This is a genomic window from Deferribacter autotrophicus (assembly GCF_008362905.1).
GTDB classification, from domain to species: Bacteria; Chrysiogenota; Deferribacteres; order Deferribacterales; family Deferribacteraceae; genus Deferribacter; species Deferribacter autotrophicus.
Genome location: NZ_VFJB01000009.1, coordinates 219,886 through 235,568, shown reverse-complemented (window position 1 = coordinate 235,568; position 15,683 = coordinate 219,886). Strand labels below are relative to the sequence as shown.

Below are 15,683 nucleotides of genomic sequence, written 5' to 3'. Positions count from 1 at the left end.
ATTTCACCTCCACTAAATTACTGTCTCTATGCTAAATTCGCACATATAGGCGTAATATCCGTCATTTGCCACAAGCTGGCAGCTTTCTGCTTGCAAAACCCCTCTTGCTGTTTGCAGATTTTTCAAACTGTCAACAATTTTGAGCAAATCAGGATAAATGTTAGCTCCATCTTTTTCTTTAAAACTGCGAAAATAATAGAATACGCCGTAATTGAGTCTTGAAACAATTTCGGTATTCGGCACGCTCAAATCTTCAGTCTGATTCATACCTAAAAACACCACCCTCACAGCGGGAAACCGTAAAGGTCTGTTTCTAAGGTCGTCTCTAAAAATTACCGGAAAAATATTGTTTTCAAGGGGTGTTCCAAAAAACACTTCTTTCAGCTTTTGAACAATCGCATTATCTATATCAGAAAACATCAGCTTTCCCTCAATATTGCAGCAACTATTTTCTCAGTCTTTGCCTGCATAGATTCAAAAGCAGGTTTCATAAACGGCCTTGCTGGTATTTTGTTTGTCCCCTCCTCATGAAATAACCCGTAGAACACTGGCGTGCCCACAATGGCAAAGTCGCCTTTGTGCGCCGTGCTTATCGACTGCTTTAATGTTGTGGTTTTATGAAGTTTTTTTTCTGAAAAGCCTTGTTTTATTTTAGCGCGAAGGTAGCCTTCATTCAAATCCTGCCATCTCACATCATGCGATCTGCCTTCAGTCTTAAAAATTTCTAGCACTTCACTTCTTGCCCGCTCTGCCGCTTGCAAGATTGCCTTTCTTTTCACATCTACAAGGTCATCAAAAATGGCTCTTATTAGGTCTTCTGGTCTTTGATAAGCCATACAAGCCTCTCCACATGCTCTGCAATCTTGTTTATCGACAACATCCCTTTCCCCTCGCCAGTCAGATAGTTGAACTGCTTAGCCACTTCAATTAGCGCCAAATGCAGCAAAAGCTCTCTCTCCTCATCACTCAAGGGGACAGGGATACTGTCGATAGAAAAAAAACGCTTGAAGCGGCTAACAGCCACGTTCAAGCATCTATTAAAGTCCGATTCAGGAATATCATTCTGATAAAAGTTAAAGTAGTTTACAAACTCATCATAAGTAATCATATCTCATCTGCATAGCCTGCGTTTATAAGGATATCAGCTATACCTTTGCTGACGGATTGCTGCCCTTTCTTGAATTTAATTTTTTCACCATTAATCTTTACTGACACATCCTGCTTTACAAATATTTTCAAATTTTTTTTAGCTTTACCATTACCGCCGGTAGCGGCATTATTTTTAGGAGCATTGTTTTCAGGGGAAGCATCTTTGGCAACATTATTTTCTATTGGTTTGTCCTTAGCCATTATTCACCTCCTAAGCACTTTCAATTCTAATTAATGCATCTTCATAAAGTCTTTTTGCCACAAAATAAGCCTTCCATCCCACCGTTTTCACTCTGTTTAATTTATCAAGATTGGTGTAAGTCATAGTCACGCTTTGACCGTCAATATCCACAATGCCGTATGCGTTTTGGCCAAAGATTACCGTCTTATAAACTGTGATAGGCGTTGCTGCAGCGTTGATAAATGTAGGCATCAGAGTTGTGTCAATAAATTTTACCCCGCCAAATCTTGCTACAACACCCTTTTCAAAACTGTCCTTACTTGCCACAGAAAGCTGAATGAGCTCAGAAGAAGTGAACAGATTGTCAAGCTTATCAGGATGTATGAGACACACGTAAAAACCATCAGGCATAGGTGGAATATTCGCATTCTTCAAGATATTCACAGCTTTTCTAATATCATCCTTTGTAAGCACATCAGTGCTTAACAGTGCGTCTGCGCTTGCTTTTCCTCCGGCATAAAGCACATTTGTGCCATTTGCAATTTCATTCATACAAAGAGTATCAAGAGTGAGTCTTGCTTGATATGCGAGCAGATCTGTAGTCTCACTAAGCAAAGGCACATAGCTTGTAATGTCTGTAAATTCATCCAAATCAATGTAGTCGCCATATTCATCAACAGTTGCAGTGATCTGCTGAGTAGCTATAGCTTTGCCGGTTGAAGGTGTAGGCTGGAATGTTATTGGCGTAGTGTTTGCTGGAAGAGGCTCAAATCTTGTAAAAGTGATTTGCCTTCCAGAATTTTTTTTCAAAGAACGTCTTTGAGCAAACTGAAGTGTTACAAGGTTTGCCTTTACATAACTGAGCAGCTTTTTATCGTAAAAAGCAGGAAATAACTCAGGATTAGTTGTTCCTGTTACTGTTGGCATTAATTACCTCCTATCAAAAGTTTTTCTTCATATTTTTTCAAATCTTCATAGCTTGCTTCATCAAGATTTAATTCATCCTTTTCAGTATCATCATCAGTACCTTTAGCCGTATTTTTTAGTTTTTCTCTTGCAAGCGCTTCATATTTCCTGGCGATTGCCTGAAGTTCATCTATTTCAGCTTTGCCGATAAGTGAGAGAATAGGAGAGTCGTCACCTTCCACCACTTTAACGAACTTTTCTGCGTCCTTTATCAAGCTCTCTTCATACTTTTTGCCGATTTCTGCCATTCCTTTTAACGCCTCGATTTCCTTTTCAAGCACAGAGAGTTTTTCGGTAAGTTCTTCGATTTTCTCTTCTCTCGCGACAAGTTGTCTCTTTAATGTTTCCACTTCCTTTTCAAGAAGTGTCTTTTCTTTCGTCAAAGATTCAATATCTGGCATATCTATTACCTCCTTTTTCAAAATAGTCGCTTGATCCACAGCTGAATTTAAAACGATAGATACCTCTTGAAACTCGATATCTTTGGCACGATACATGCCGGCTTTCACCTGCTCTAATGTTCGCCTGAATCCAGCGGAAAGTTTGGTAACGATTTTGTCTTTAATAAGCTGAATTAGCTTGTCGTTGCCTTTTTTCAGGATTTTAAGCTTTGCTTTTAACTGAACAGTATCATCATCAAAAAAACTTTCAATTACCTGACCCACCACAGAATTGACATCATTTTGATGTTCGATTAAAACAGGTTTGCCTTTCAGGCCTTCTGCTGATCTTTTAAGCTCGTCAGCTTCTATTATCAGATCGCCATAATTTCTCTTGATGGTGCCGGGCACAAGCACCACAGCGTCGACATAAACATAATTCTCATCTTCTTCAAAATTGCTTAAATCCCGAGAATATAGAAGCTCCATATCTTTTGGCACAATTGCACCTCGCACGGTTTTATGCTAAAATACATTTTTGGAGAGTCGGTTACCAATAAGGATGTGAAAAAGGAGAATGCAGTATTGCCAGATGTAAATTTTTATATTATAAACGAGCGATAAAAAGTGGACAGTAAAAAATGGTTTTGTATCTTAAAAAAATTATTTTTAAAATTGACTTAATAAGAAGAAATTTTAATATTTTAGACAATAAATCCCATATTTTTAACATGGCTTTTAATGAATATGGATTTAATGGCATCAGGCTGATAGATAAAATTGAACCAATAGAAATTTTAAACAACGAACCATTCGTTAAAATACTTTTTGGAACAGGCTATATAGCTTTTGCGATTGAAGATACTAATGTTGATATTGAAAACCACTACAGCAATGTCTTTGCCCTTTTAAAAAAGGGCATCGATTGGTATAAATACAAATTTAAAAATAATACAAGCAGAATAGGCTGCAGATTTATTTTTAGTGTAGAAGAAATTGAAAACTACGAAAAATTATTAACAAGGTTTTTTTCTTTAGCTAACATTTTCAAATCAAATTTACAATATAAAGACGAGACCGATTTTCTTTTTCGTCTCGAATCTGCTAAACTTCCTCAATTATCGACCTTTCAAAAAGAGCCATCGGTAAATTTAAGTTTTGGACCGGGTAGTGAAAAAGATCATTCTAAATTTTTCGAATCTCCAGTAGAAAAAATCAAACTAAGCGAAGGTTTTTTATTCGATATCGATTTTTTCTGGAAATTTCACAATGACGATCCATATCCCTTTATTACAATAAAACCGAAGGAAATTATTTTAGAAAATTATAGAATTGCCGATAAAATTATTACTAATACTCTGGAGAATAGTAATGAAAACAACGATAGCCCCTTATCAAACGAGTGATAAAAAAACAGAAAGTTTTACTTTCAATTATACTGAATTAGAATCAAAAGATTATTTTGCTACAGATTCTTTTACTTCATTACCTGACTTGCAAAACGAATCTGTATTAAATGATTCGTTAAAGGAACCTGTTAAAAAACAGATAATCAAAAAACAATCTATTGAAAAAGTAGATATACACAACAAAGATGAAATTCTGGCTGTAATCACCAACAAAAGCGAACAGATTAACAAATATGTTGCTGCTGATAAATATGATCTGGCTGCAAAAAAATCCAAAGAATTAAGTGAATTTGCTGCAAATCTAATTGAGCTATACAAACACAAAGATATCCAGTTTGCAAACACATTGAAGCAAGTCTATGTTTATTGGCAATTTGCAGCTCGCCAATATAAATCATTAAGTGTTATACAAAAATATAAATAGTGCTTAAATATGAGCGGAGAGATTAACTCTGTAATAACAACATTTAACAATACAATCACTACATTAAAATTATTATACGATCTAATAAAAGAACTTAAATCAACTATCAGATTAAACAAAAAAAACAAGCTTGATGATTTGGAAAAAGATTTTAAAAAAGTTTTGCGAGAGTTATCAAAATCCGAAAAAATAATCAAATTCTATATTGAAATCATACCAAAAATAGAAATAGCAGCAGCTTTTGCCGACAAAATTCACGAAATTATAACATTTATAAACACACAAAACCCTACTAATGAGAACTTTTGGATTATTCAAGTATTTTTAAATAACATTAAAGAAAATACATTGAAAATAGACAGTATCTATATTGACTCTAATATCAAAGACGACGAACTTTTCCAGTCTATCCATCAACTGGTTCAAGAAATTAAAAGATTAAGAGCAGACATGCAAGCGTCTATCACAAATAAAAATATTGAAAATATTGCTTATGTATCAAAGTCGTTATCGGATAAACTTTCAGAACTAAAAGAAGTTTTCACCATTTCAGCAAACCGCTTTGCTGAGATATTCAGAGAATTAGAACTACGTTAGTGACTTTAACTAACTGTTTTTGTCTTTTTGCTAATTCTCTCTTTAAAATAGAAGCTAAAAAATCTGCCATTTCATCTCTCCTTTCACTATCTTCACCTCAGCGCATCATAGATGATCCTCAACCTATCTTTCACGGCACAATTGCATTGTTTCTTTTCGCACTCACCCAAAAGTCTTTTTATCTCCTCACTCTTACGCTTCATTTTAAAAATCATCTCCGTTGTCGTATTCTCCCTGATGTACTCCACCAGAGCATCATACGAAACCTTAACCCTTCCCATCTTTTCGCCTCTTAGTTTTACAGCTCTGAGCTTCCCTTCATCGATATAGCGATATACACTCATTCTACTTATGCCAAAAAGCTCTGCCACTTCTTCCACAGAATAAAACTTCACAACCTCCTCCTTTTCAAAGCACTATTGATTAGTTTTTTAACCTGCTCAGAGGTGGGCATGTTTTTCTCTTCCTCCTCAATCCTGTTCCAACCGCTACGCCTCATCCTTTCTCTCTCTTCTTCAAGCCTCTTATCTTCCTCTTCGGCTATTTCGTAAACTATCACCCGCAGGTAGTTGTGATTTTTAAGAGGGAGTCTTTTTGGTGGAGAGTCTATCATTTTATCTAGAGCGTTTATCCAGTAGCAAGTGTCGTTTTTTATCGGCTTCTTCCTGTCCCATTCAACATATTCAGCTTCTATCAGGCTTTTGAGTTCTTCTAATAACCTTACGGCCTTTGACCATCTTAAGCCTTTGCCTGATTCTGGCCTAAAATACGTTAGATAATTAAGTACGTTTTTTTGCAAAGAAGAATTTAATGATACAATCACACTTAAAAACTTTCTTGCTTGCTCATCATTTATAAAAGCTTCAATACTATGCATAGCTCCACAACTTGGGCAAACAAGCCTCATATTCCCACCCTCACATCCAAATTGTACTGCTGTAATGCGTCAACTTCATGCTCCTCCATTATAGTATTTCTTATCTTTATTTCATATGGGCAACTTATATTACTGCAGATAATTACATATTCGTGACCATTAAGTTTTCTTAAAGCAAAAAGATCAGGCTCTTTACAGCTTATGCAAACATTAAAAATATAGCTCTTCTTATCCATAAGTCCCTCCATACAACCTTTTAAAAAATCGGGCTTAATTGCCCGATCTCCTAAAAAGTTGCATGTAGCTTATAGCTATTGTAAGACTTTTTATTGTAGAACCTACTTAAATAATTATCTTTTTCTGCAATAATTTGTTCTTTACTTTCTCCTCTTTTAAACATTTCATAAAGCTTTTCTCCCAATACAGGATTGACAATTAATTCTTGAATAATAATATTTGCGAGAGTTTCATCTTTTTTCCCAACTTCTTTCATGATTCTAACCAGCCTCTCATCAAAAGATAATTCATTTAGAATACAGCTCATATTTAAACTCCTCTTTTTCCATTCTCTCAGTTCCGATCGCAGCAAGCCTTTCATCAGGCCACTTCTCAATTTTTGACCAGTCAACATACTCCTCTATGCGGATTCCGTCAGCATATCCAAGACTTTTCAGTAGAGACACAGTGACGTTTCTCGCTTTTCTGACAACTTGCCTCACCATAAAATATAATTTTCCGTTCTGAAGCTCCGCAGTATCACCACCAGCAAATATTTCTGCTCTTTTCCTCTTCATTAATCCCTTAATTTCCTTATCCAGCCTGTCTATTTCAGATTTCACAACCTGAAGCTTTTTGCTGTACTTTGCCTTAATTTTCTTCATCTCGTTATCAGATTCAGCCTTGATCGTTTCAGCCTGTATTTTCAACTCTCTAATTTTTGCCAGCTTACTATCAATCTCCGCCAGCACTTCGCTGTTTTTTTCTTTTAACATTTGCATTATTTTACCTCCGTGCCATCAATATTTATTGAGATATCATGGATTAACTTTGGTAAAGTTATTTTTCTAAGTTTCGACTCCATCGCCAGAAGTTTCAGGGCTCTTCTTCTTAGCCTTTTGCAATAATCCTCCAGCTCACTACCAGCAGCAGCCAGATAATACCCGGAGCCATCTTTCTCTTGAGTTGCACAAATCGGCACTCCCTCTCGCCTCATCATCTCTATAACTTTCCTAATTTTCCTTGTTCCATTAACTTTACTCTCAGGCTCTTCACTAAAAACATGTTTATAAAGTTCAACCATACTAATTGCGTTATGTTTGCCTATATGTTTTGAAAGCACAGTCATGACCCTGTATTTTACATCAGACATTTAGCCCCCTTATTTTCGAGTTTTAAACCTGACTTCACAAAAGTATAAAAACTTTCAAAATCGATAAATCCAGCTGAAAAAAGAGAGTCCAGCACAACTGATAAGTATTCATCTGCTAAAACATTATGAATCTCTAACATAAAATCGTCAAATGTATCGCACTTTTTGGCGCAATCATTCATTGTCTTCAGGACTGCTTCGCTACTTTTATTTTCTAAAAGATAAACATTGTATTCGTTGTGCATATCCATTTTTTACTCCCTATTTTGTAATTAAAATCCACAACACAATAAGCGTGAGGATCACGCCAAGAGCCACACCGCTTAGATATGTGCCTAAAATCCACAACATATCAGCCTCCGCACGCACTCCAGCCGCATATCAGACAAATGGCACAGCCTTCCTGAAATGCGAGCCTTGCTCCACAAACAGGGCAGCAAGCTCCGGGAATATTGCTATACCCTTGCATAACTCTCTCCATACATCTTTTTATCTGCTGCAAACGTAATTAAAGTCTTTGTATCCTCATCCATTTTAAACAGGATATTCTCATTAGTGTTCCAGTAAATTTGCGCAATTTTAAACACACTGCCATCTCGCTTTCTAATAACCTTAAACCGTTGTACTACAATAGAATCTTCAATCATCTTTTTTATCTCCTCTTCATAAGGCTCGTATCCGAAATACTCCATCCATTTCTTCATAAACGCTTTACTGAATTTCATCTTCACACCCCCTTAGAAGCTCTTCTTAAAAATGCCCACACCTGCCTAAGCTGCTCTATATCGCAAAACTCAAGAGCGGATACTCCTATTCGCTCCTGACAAAATCTGTTTACTCTGTTTTGCCAGCCTGCTCCAAGCTTCCTTTCAGCCTCAGCTTTGAGCTTCTTAAGCATTTTCTTCTTAACTTCCCTGCCAGCCTCTTCAAAATTCATCTTTTTCGCACCCTGAAATCCGGCAAGCTTAAAAAATCTTAGCACTTCAGAAAGTTCAAAAATGTCCATATTTTTACAACTTGTTTTCCCGCTCGCATAAAGCAAAAACGTTCTATAATCAAAATCTGTCATTTCACGATTGTAAATCGAACCGCACTTTGTGCACAATTCAGCAAAATGCACATTCCCGCAAAGCTTACAAATCTTTGCTTCTTTTTTGGCTATATGCACTTTTGCAATCATCTTTCTGCGAAGCTCGTTTTCACTTATCCCATCTCTCCCTTTTAAAACCTTCATTGCTTCACTCCTTTCAACTTCCGCTGATTTAAAATCTGCGGACGCTCCCTTATCTTCCTATTCTTCAACCTATATAGATTGCATATCACACCATTTATTTTCTTGCGCCCGACCTTCTCCACATATCCTGCTTTCCGATACAGTTTTACATAAGAGCCGACTGTCTCTCTAGAAGCATGAGTTAAAGCTGCAATCTCCGAAATAGTCCATACGGGGCAATATCGCCACGCTCTCCACACTTTATCCAACAGAAAGTCCCTTCGCTCACGTTCCACATAAACAAGCATACCGTCTTTAACCTCTAATTCTCCACGCTTCAAAAAATCTCTTATGGTATATCTAACGTCGCTAACATCTAACCCTAAAAGCTCAGCTATGCGCCTATTATCGTAAAAAAAGCGCTTATATTTCACGAAAAAGTTTCTCACTTTCTTTGCCGATCCTTTAGCCATTCAGCGCCCTCAATACTTTTTCATCCACTTCCGTCAATCCGTTGATATTTATTATCCTTGCAATATTGATGGCATCTCTCACCACAAAACGAAAATCTCCGCTTGCTTTTTTGTGAAGTTTTTTGACGATACTAACATCTAGAGAAAGCCCAAGCGCTTTTTCATAATAAACAAAAACATCCTCAACACTTATAGGCTCAAACGCCACAACCCTTCTTGTCCTACTTTTCAATCTTCTTTCTGAATCAAGAATCCTCTTCAAGCTCTCTTCACCAACCAACACAATTGGCATATTGCAGCGCTCATTTAAACCTCTTATCATTTCAAAGTATTTTTTAGGCATTTTGTCGGCTTCATCGATTATAGCGATCTTCCTATAAGCAATAGTTGACTCTTCAATCACATCAAGACACGCCCGAAAACCTCTTGGCCTCACACCACCCAATTCATATGCAATCTCCCTTGCCACATCCACCAGACTAAAACCGTCTAAAAACTGGACATACACAGCTTCAGGCTTATTGATGCAATAATGCCTTGCTGCCTTTGTTTTACCTCTGCCAGCTCTGCCGATCACAACGCCGATACTTGATGTTAAATCAGCTTCCTCGCTAAACATCTCATCGCAAAGCTCGTTAAACCTTTTCACATTTTTTGTAGTGATAAACACATCACTGCGTACCACAATTTTTTTAGGCTCAAGCATATACCCACTTTCAGCTAAAATGTTTAAAACCTCTTGCTCTTTGCCATTTTTTCCGTTATAATTCCCAGCTTTTAACTGGGAAATGGTTGGTTGGCTGTGGCCTGTTATTTTTGCTACGTCGGCCACAGTCAACCCAAACCTATCCATTACTTGCGCCAACTTTGTCATTACACACCTCCATAACTACTTTTTGCCCCATGTATTTTTCTCCACGCTTCCCAATACTTCTTCTCCTCATCACTCAGTTGCGCCTCATACCTACGCTTAAAATCCAGATCAGCACTACTCAAAAACTCGCCCATCAGCTCTCTAATTAAAATATCTTCATATTTATCAACGCTCGATGTGATTATTTTGCTCCTCATAAGCTTGATAGGCTTGACTTTATTGCTCTCCTCTTTGTGCTCTTTGATTCTCTTTAAAATCTCTTCGTTTGTAAGATTTTCACAGGAATCCTGTGCTTTTTTAGATTTCTTTTTAACTGTCTTAATCTTAGAATATTTAAGAACCTCAGGAACACCTTTAATATATTCTTTATATTTTTCTGTAACGGCACTCATCAATGAACGCTTTCTTTCAATCAACGATTTAGTGAGCTCTTTGTCTATCATACTGCCATAAGTTATAGGTTTTAGCTCACGCTCAGATCCGTCGGGTAAGATCGCATAAGCAATAGACGCATCAAACGGGTTGTATCTAATTTCCACTTCAGTTTTATCTGGTAAATGCCAGAGACCGGCGGTAAGATCACCATCCCTAAGCTCGGCGTTTGCTTCATATAAAATATTGTTGATTTGCACTCTGCCTCTATGTACCTTCCTTTTAGCTCTTACAAAAAATACCTTATCGATCTCTTCAATACTTTCAGGCAGCACAACCGTAAACCCTTCATGCTTGATGCAGTATGCAAGCTGCTCAAGTGGAGATTTTTTCAGAGACTCGTGTTTTCTGTTATTATAAATCTTGACAGCATCAAACACCCTTAAGGCAAACTCTTCATAAGTAAGCACATTTTCCTTATCTATTTGTTCAGCTAGTCTCTTTTCGCTCTCGCGCCTATTTTCAGAGCTGTCATTTTTATTCACAACTCTGCCAGGTACACCAAGATACACCAGCAAATCTTCAAATGTTCTAAAAAACCTCTCAATGAGTTTAGCTTTCGCATTATAGGCCCTTGCCTTTCTACGATAATCTTCTACATCTGTAGCTGCAGCTATAATTTCGCCGTTTTCATCCTCTATAACCCAGTGCCCATCATTAGTCTTATAAAGCTCAGCAAAATCCTTACTCTCGGCACCAAAACTGGTAATATCTTTTGTAATACTGCTTATATATTTACTGATTTCAGGTTTGCCGTTATCAGTGTAAATCGATTTGAAAAAACCAAATGTTACTAACCCCATCCTTAAAGCAAGCCCGATCGTGTAAGAGCTGTACTTTCTACCACTCAGAGCAAAGCCGTAAACAAGCCTTGTCCTGGCATCCACAAAAAAGTATCCCATCGGCCGGAAAATTTCGTCTGTTTCAATATCTCTAACCCAAAAATCAAATTGATGCTGGTCCCCCACAACAATCTGAAACGGCTCAAGATCACTATAATCTCTTGCAATATAGAAAAAGTTATCCAGAGCTTGCCTTCCACCTTTTGCATATTTTATCAAAAGGTGATTGATGTCGTTTAGATATTGATATGCAGAAGAGACTGAGCCAACTTTCCAGCCTCTTTTTTTAGCTTCGGCTACAACAGCATCATAAGCCTTCTCTTTACTTATCTTGTTGCCGGCTCGTATACCTCGTAAATACACACCTTTCAAAAATTCGATCGCTTCCACATCCCACGCATACAAACTCTTTTCACGTTTTCTGCTCACAAGTTTCTTCAGTCCAGCAATTCCGCTGTTGTTGAAAATCTTTATATACCTCTCTAGAGTGCTTCTGCCTTTCTTATATTTTCTTGCCACGTTTTCTATATGCTTTCTTTTGCTTATGCCGATAGGCGCTCTTTTAGCTTCATCAATCATCTTTAGGATCAACCCAAGCTCTTCTTTCTCTTTGTCGTTAAGTTTGGTACTGCCAACAGAAATAACGTTTTTCATTTTCTCAATCTCCAAAATAGCCATAGGAGAAAGCTTGTCAGTGATTGCTGCATCCAATCCTTTTGCTTTCTCATTATTATCTAACACCCATTTCACCTGAGCTTCTGCCGGCAAAGAAGAAAGAGCCACTTTATAGGTTTTGCCGCCACGACCTTTGTTTGATGGTGTATAAATAAATTTATACTTTCCTTTGTCACAACTCTTCCTAACACCACGCTCAGAAATCCCGATGAGGTTTGACGCTTCCGAAATTGAGATCCAAATTTCATCTTTTGGAAGTTCCTTAGTCGGGCAATTTTTAGGTTCCTTAGTTCCTTTGTAACCCCAGTTTTGGTTCCTTAGTCGAGGGGTTACTAAGGAACCTTTTTCAATTTTACTTTTATTATCAGTATTTTCTAAATGTGAACCAATTTCACAGGTTACATTTAAGGTTACATTGTTAATTTTTTCGGCTTTATTTTCTTCTTTATCTTCAGACAGTTGCGTGGTTACATTGTGGTTACATTCGGTTACATTGTGGTTACATTGAGCGGTTACATTGCCAACTAATTTTGTGCGAATTTCATCAGGTAAAGATTCTGCAATAAAATACTTAATTGGCTTACCACCATTAGGGTTGGCCTCTTCAACGTAAAGCCAATTCTCTTTTTTGGCCCTTTTGATTATAGCCACTCTTGAAACACCAAGTATTTCCGCTATCTCTTTCGCCGTTAGTTTCATTTGCCACCTTTTAGTTTCTCTATTTCCTTCTCAATCCTCTCTTTTTCTTTCATAAGCCTTAATAGATTCAGCTCTTTACTTTCTTCCTCATCCACCATCTCAAAACCGATTGCTTCAATAAGAATTTTAAGAGGCTCTATGTTGCCGGTAATAAAGCAAAACGCAGGCAAGAGTTCAGCAGGAAACCTGTGGTTTATTTTGCTTGGAGCTGTCATCTGATCAAAAAACTGTTTTGTAATTTTATGACCGGTTAGGCCATGTAAAAGACTCACAATCTCCTCTCTGGAATACTTCGAACCCCTGACAGCTTCAGATAGCGCCTCTCTAAATCTTTGAGAAATCTTAAACTTGCCGCACTCCACACCAGAGCCAGAAGTCAAACATTTCCCCTTATTTGACATTGCTTTTTCCCTCAGTTTTAACTATTCTATATGTATCGCCCCAGAGATCCTCGTAGGGGACGCTCAGGGCTTCAGAAATAGCTTTTTGAATACGAAAGGAGGTTTTCTTGCCAGAAATGACTTGGGAAACCGTAGGAAGGGCAACATTAAGCTCTTTTGCAATATCTGTGAGTTTAATGCCTTTTGCAACCAAAAGAGCTTTAATATAATTTTTTTTGTCAATAAAAGGTAATTTGTTAGCTCTCATATTTAAGTATTATTCGATACGAATATTTTTGTCAAGGGAAAATTTGTTATGAATATTGAAATATGCAAAAGAATTAAACAAATAAGAAAAGATTTAAATGTTTCTCAAAAAGAATTTGCTGCAACAATAGGTATTTCGCAAGGACATCTAAGCAAGATTGAAAGAGGTGAACATTCTCCAGATAAACCAATAATTATGTCTATCGCATATTCGTATGGAATAAATCCTGACTGGCTCCTCACAGGTGAAGGTGAGATGTTTCGTACAAACGATTCAAAAAATATTAATTCTGGAAACATAATAAATGGTAGTAATTTTATAATAGGCAGCAATAATACAGGGTTCCGTGAAAAAGAGATAACGGATATCGAAAAAGACCTAATAGAATCTTTCAGGAAACTACCAAAGAAAAAACAGCAATATTTTTATCATAAAATAAAAGCAGAAGCGCTTGAAACCGAATTAAAGGAGGATTAAAAATGGAAAACAGCAATAATTTTATAAAAGGCAAAAACTTTATAATTGGGAACAACAACATAATCACTCATGACCCTTTGTTTAGCATAATCAAAAACACTAATAACATAAACGATCTATTTGAAAAAATAGAAAAACACAAAACATCACTCAGAAAAGAAAAAGAACATATCATAAATAAAATCTTTTTATTATTAATACCTCTTCTAGGTTTTACAACGTTTCTTATTACTGCCATAATATCAAACGCAACAAAGCTAATCTTTTTATTTTTTATTCTATCTCTAATTCCTGGCGTGCCTATTTCTTATTTTTTTAAAAAACTTGAAAAACTGTCACCTAAAATAAAATCAACTGAAGAACTGGTAATAGAAATCTACAAACTCGTAATCTTAGACAAAATAAAAGAAAAAGAGCCAACAAAAGAACCTTTATAAAACTTTATAAAACTTTTCAAAGGATTTAAACTTGCCTCACTTTACACTGTAAAACACACCAAAAAAACAAAACTTCCACCAAAAACTCCAACTTACCTTAGGCAACCAAAAACAAATAAAACCTTTTATTTCCAACCAGTTCCATAATGTGCGCCAAACACTACCCTACCTCACCTTAAACTAAAATTAACATTTACTTTCTTTAGTTCAACAAGCGGGGTATTACCAATAGTAAAAAAGTATTTATCAAAGTATTTCATCACACTACTCCTTTCAAACTTTTGATAATGCTTGATCTAAATCCTCTATTATATCTTCAATATTTTCAATCCCAACAGACAATCTGATAAAATCATCCGTAACACCTGTAGCCAATCTCTGCTCAGAAGTTAATTGTTGGTGAGTAGTACTTGCAGGATGTATTACAAGAGTTCTTGCATCCCCTATGTTTGCAAGATGTGATATCATTTTTACAGAATTTATGAATTTAACTCCTGCCTCATATCCTCCTTTTATACCAAACCCTATGATTGCACCAAAATTACTTTTTAAATACCTCTTTGCATTCTCATAATCTTCATGATTCTCAAGTCCAGGATAATTTACCCAGCTAACTTTGGGGTGGGTTTCCAAAAATTTTGCAACTTCAAGTGCATTCTCACAATGTTTCTTCATTCTCAAAGGTAAAGTCTCTAACCCTTCAATTATCATAAACGCATTAAATGGACTTATATATGCACCTATATCTCTCAAAAGTTGTAATCGTATCTTGATAACAAAAGAAATACCCTTAACCACAGCTTTATCATGATTTCCAAAGGCATCCCAGTATATTAAACCGTGGTAAGATTCATCAGGATTCGTAAATTCAGGAAATTTCCCATTTTCCCAATTGAAATCACCTTTTTCTATGATGGCTCCACCAATACTTGTACCGTTTCCTGTTATAAATTTCGTCAAAGAATAAACAACAATATCAGCGCCATATTCAAAAGGATTGAAAATATAAGGAGCAACCGTGTTATCTACTATCAAAGGTATGCCTAATTCATGAGCATATTCAGCTATTTTTTTCAAAATCATTTACATTATTCTTTGGATTTCCTATACTTTCCAAGTAAAAGGCTTTTGTATTTTCATCGGCGGCTTTCTTAAAATTCTCAGGATCAGATGAATCTACAAACCTCACTTTTCTTCCAAGTTTTTTCAAAGTGTAATTAAAAAGGTTAGATGTTCCTCCATACAAATATGAACTCGATACTATATTATCTCCTAACTCTGTAATATTTAGTATCGAGTAGCTTATAGCTGCTTGACCAGAAGATACTGCAAGAGCGGTTGTCCCTTTATGTAGTGCTGCAAGTCGTTGTTCAAGTACCTCCTGAGTTGGATTCATAAGCCTTGTATAAATGTTTCCAAATTCCTTCAATGCAAAAAGATTTGCAGCATGTTTGGTATTTTTAAAAACATATTACGTAGTCTGATAAATAGGAACTGCTCTTGCTCCAGTATTATCAGGCGTATAACCATGATGCAGTAGTAAACTTTCAACCTTTTTCAT

At 36.4% G+C, this 15,683-nt stretch carries 25 protein-coding genes and 1 pseudogene; 5 read left to right on the top strand and 21 right to left on the bottom strand.

Features of this window, described 5'->3' with window-relative positions:
- Positions 1-12: 12 nt before the first annotated feature.
- The 6 genes from FHQ18_RS11660 to FHQ18_RS11635 all read right to left on the bottom strand — a co-directional run bounded on the left by FHQ18_RS11660 (position 13) and on the right by FHQ18_RS11635 (position 3,177).
- A complete protein-coding gene (locus tag FHQ18_RS11660; protein ID WP_149267350.1) occupies positions 13-420 on the bottom strand; it encodes a hypothetical protein in 408 nt (135 codons plus the stop codon).
- Entirely contained in the window at positions 420-836 is a 417-nt protein-coding gene (locus FHQ18_RS11655; RefSeq protein WP_149267349.1) for an HK97-gp10 family putative phage morphogenesis protein, read from the bottom strand. Before FHQ18_RS11655 ends, FHQ18_RS11660 begins: the two co-directional genes overlap by 1 nt.
- Complete coding sequence (locus tag FHQ18_RS11650; RefSeq protein ID WP_149267348.1) at positions 809-1,024, bottom strand: hypothetical protein; 216 nt, start codon at positions 1,022-1,024, stop codon at positions 809-811. The genes FHQ18_RS11655 and FHQ18_RS11650 overlap by 28 nt, the downstream gene beginning before the upstream one ends.
- Positions 1,025-1,104: 80 nt before the next feature.
- Complete coding sequence (locus FHQ18_RS11645) at positions 1,105-1,350, bottom strand: hypothetical protein (protein WP_149267347.1); 246 nt, start codon at positions 1,348-1,350, stop codon at positions 1,105-1,107.
- Positions 1,351-1,360: 10 nt separating this feature from the next.
- Positions 1,361-2,257 carry a N4-gp56 family major capsid protein gene (locus FHQ18_RS11640; protein ID WP_149267346.1) on the bottom strand — a complete coding sequence of 299 codons (897 nt, stop codon included), beginning with the start codon at positions 2,255-2,257 and terminating at the stop codon, positions 1,361-1,363.
- Positions 2,257-3,177 (bottom strand): HK97 family phage prohead protease, encoded by a 921-nt coding sequence (locus FHQ18_RS11635; RefSeq protein ID WP_149267345.1) that lies wholly within the window; start codon positions 3,175-3,177, stop codon positions 2,257-2,259. The genes FHQ18_RS11640 and FHQ18_RS11635 overlap by 1 nt, the downstream gene beginning before the upstream one ends.
- A 230-nt stretch (positions 3,178-3,407) precedes the next feature.
- Here FHQ18_RS11635 and FHQ18_RS11630 point away from each other — a divergent pair, with 230 nt between their 5' ends.
- The 3 genes from FHQ18_RS11630 to FHQ18_RS11620 are packed head-to-tail and all read left to right on the top strand — an operon-like array spanning position 3,408 to position 5,106.
- Complete coding sequence (locus FHQ18_RS11630) at positions 3,408-4,082, top strand: hypothetical protein (RefSeq protein ID WP_149267344.1); 675 nt, start codon at positions 3,408-3,410, stop codon at positions 4,080-4,082.
- Positions 4,048-4,509, top strand: a complete 462-nt coding sequence (locus tag FHQ18_RS11625; protein ID WP_149267343.1) for a hypothetical protein — start codon at positions 4,048-4,050, stop codon at positions 4,507-4,509. The genes FHQ18_RS11630 and FHQ18_RS11625 overlap by 35 nt, the downstream gene beginning before the upstream one ends.
- A 9-nt stretch (positions 4,510-4,518) precedes the next feature.
- On the top strand, positions 4,519-5,106 hold the full coding sequence (locus FHQ18_RS11620) for a hypothetical protein (protein ID WP_149267342.1): 588 nt from the start codon (positions 4,519-4,521) through the stop codon (positions 5,104-5,106).
- A 92-nt stretch (positions 5,107-5,198) separates the two neighbouring features.
- Here the strand turns inward: FHQ18_RS11620 and FHQ18_RS11615 are convergent, their stop codons facing one another.
- From FHQ18_RS11615 to FHQ18_RS11550, 14 genes are all read right to left on the bottom strand, one after another.
- On the bottom strand, positions 5,199-5,501 hold the full coding sequence (locus FHQ18_RS11615; RefSeq protein ID WP_149267341.1) for a helix-turn-helix domain-containing protein: 303 nt from the start codon (positions 5,499-5,501) through the stop codon (positions 5,199-5,201).
- Positions 5,498-6,013: a hypothetical protein gene (locus FHQ18_RS11610; protein ID WP_149267340.1), complete on the bottom strand. Its 516-nt coding sequence runs from the start codon at positions 6,011-6,013 to the stop codon at positions 5,498-5,500. Before FHQ18_RS11610 ends, FHQ18_RS11615 begins: the two co-directional genes overlap by 4 nt.
- Complete coding sequence (locus FHQ18_RS11605) at positions 6,010-6,219, bottom strand: hypothetical protein (RefSeq protein ID WP_149267339.1); 210 nt, start codon at positions 6,217-6,219, stop codon at positions 6,010-6,012. The genes FHQ18_RS11610 and FHQ18_RS11605 overlap by 4 nt, the downstream gene beginning before the upstream one ends.
- A 50-nt stretch (positions 6,220-6,269) precedes the next feature.
- The gene (locus FHQ18_RS11600; RefSeq protein WP_149267338.1) at positions 6,270-6,527 is read right to left on the bottom strand and encodes a hypothetical protein; all 258 of its coding nucleotides are present in this window, start codon (positions 6,525-6,527) and stop codon (positions 6,270-6,272) included.
- Positions 6,508-6,981, bottom strand: coding sequence for a host-nuclease inhibitor Gam family protein (locus FHQ18_RS11595; RefSeq protein ID WP_149267337.1), 474 nt, complete (start codon positions 6,979-6,981; stop codon positions 6,508-6,510). The genes FHQ18_RS11600 and FHQ18_RS11595 overlap by 20 nt, the downstream gene beginning before the upstream one ends.
- Entirely contained in the window at positions 6,981-7,352 is a 372-nt protein-coding gene (locus FHQ18_RS11590) for a hypothetical protein (RefSeq protein ID WP_149267336.1), read from the bottom strand. Before FHQ18_RS11590 ends, FHQ18_RS11595 begins: the two co-directional genes overlap by 1 nt.
- On the bottom strand, positions 7,340-7,603 hold the full coding sequence (locus tag FHQ18_RS11585; RefSeq protein ID WP_149267335.1) for a hypothetical protein: 264 nt from the start codon (positions 7,601-7,603) through the stop codon (positions 7,340-7,342). Before FHQ18_RS11585 ends, FHQ18_RS11590 begins: the two co-directional genes overlap by 13 nt.
- Before the next feature lie 204 nt (positions 7,604-7,807).
- Complete coding sequence (locus FHQ18_RS11580; protein ID WP_149267334.1) at positions 7,808-8,077, bottom strand: hypothetical protein; 270 nt, start codon at positions 8,075-8,077, stop codon at positions 7,808-7,810.
- A gap of 2 nt (positions 8,078-8,079) precedes the next feature.
- The gene (locus tag FHQ18_RS11575; protein WP_149267333.1) at positions 8,080-8,586 is read right to left on the bottom strand and encodes a phage protein GemA/Gp16 family protein; all 507 of its coding nucleotides are present in this window, start codon (positions 8,584-8,586) and stop codon (positions 8,080-8,082) included.
- Positions 8,583-9,038, bottom strand: a complete 456-nt coding sequence (locus FHQ18_RS11570; protein ID WP_149267332.1) for a hypothetical protein — start codon at positions 9,036-9,038, stop codon at positions 8,583-8,585. Before FHQ18_RS11570 ends, FHQ18_RS11575 begins: the two co-directional genes overlap by 4 nt.
- Positions 9,031-9,912: an AAA family ATPase gene (locus FHQ18_RS11565; protein ID WP_149267331.1), complete on the bottom strand. Its 882-nt coding sequence runs from the start codon at positions 9,910-9,912 to the stop codon at positions 9,031-9,033. The genes FHQ18_RS11570 and FHQ18_RS11565 overlap by 8 nt, the downstream gene beginning before the upstream one ends.
- Entirely contained in the window at positions 9,912-12,560 is a 2,649-nt protein-coding gene (locus FHQ18_RS11560; protein WP_149267330.1) for a Mu transposase C-terminal domain-containing protein, read from the bottom strand. The genes FHQ18_RS11565 and FHQ18_RS11560 overlap by 1 nt, the downstream gene beginning before the upstream one ends.
- Entirely contained in the window at positions 12,557-12,961 is a 405-nt protein-coding gene (locus FHQ18_RS11555; protein ID WP_149267329.1) for a hypothetical protein, read from the bottom strand. The genes FHQ18_RS11560 and FHQ18_RS11555 overlap by 4 nt, the downstream gene beginning before the upstream one ends.
- On the bottom strand, positions 12,951-13,208 hold the full coding sequence (locus FHQ18_RS11550) for a helix-turn-helix domain-containing protein (RefSeq protein ID WP_149267328.1): 258 nt from the start codon (positions 13,206-13,208) through the stop codon (positions 12,951-12,953). Before FHQ18_RS11550 ends, FHQ18_RS11555 begins: the two co-directional genes overlap by 11 nt.
- 48 nt (positions 13,209-13,256) lie before the next feature.
- On the opposite strand from FHQ18_RS11550, the gene FHQ18_RS11545 reads away from it, so the two are divergent.
- Positions 13,257-13,685, top strand: coding sequence for a helix-turn-helix domain-containing protein (locus tag FHQ18_RS11545; RefSeq protein WP_149267327.1), 429 nt, complete (start codon positions 13,257-13,259; stop codon positions 13,683-13,685).
- A gap of 2 nt (positions 13,686-13,687) precedes the next feature.
- A complete protein-coding gene (locus FHQ18_RS11540; protein WP_149267326.1) occupies positions 13,688-14,122 on the top strand; it encodes a hypothetical protein in 435 nt (144 codons plus the stop codon).
- 273 nt (positions 14,123-14,395) lie between these two features.
- Here the strand turns inward: FHQ18_RS11540 and FHQ18_RS12925 are convergent.
- A pseudogene (locus FHQ18_RS12925) lies at positions 14,396-15,683 on the bottom strand (O-acetylhomoserine aminocarboxypropyltransferase/cysteine synthase family protein).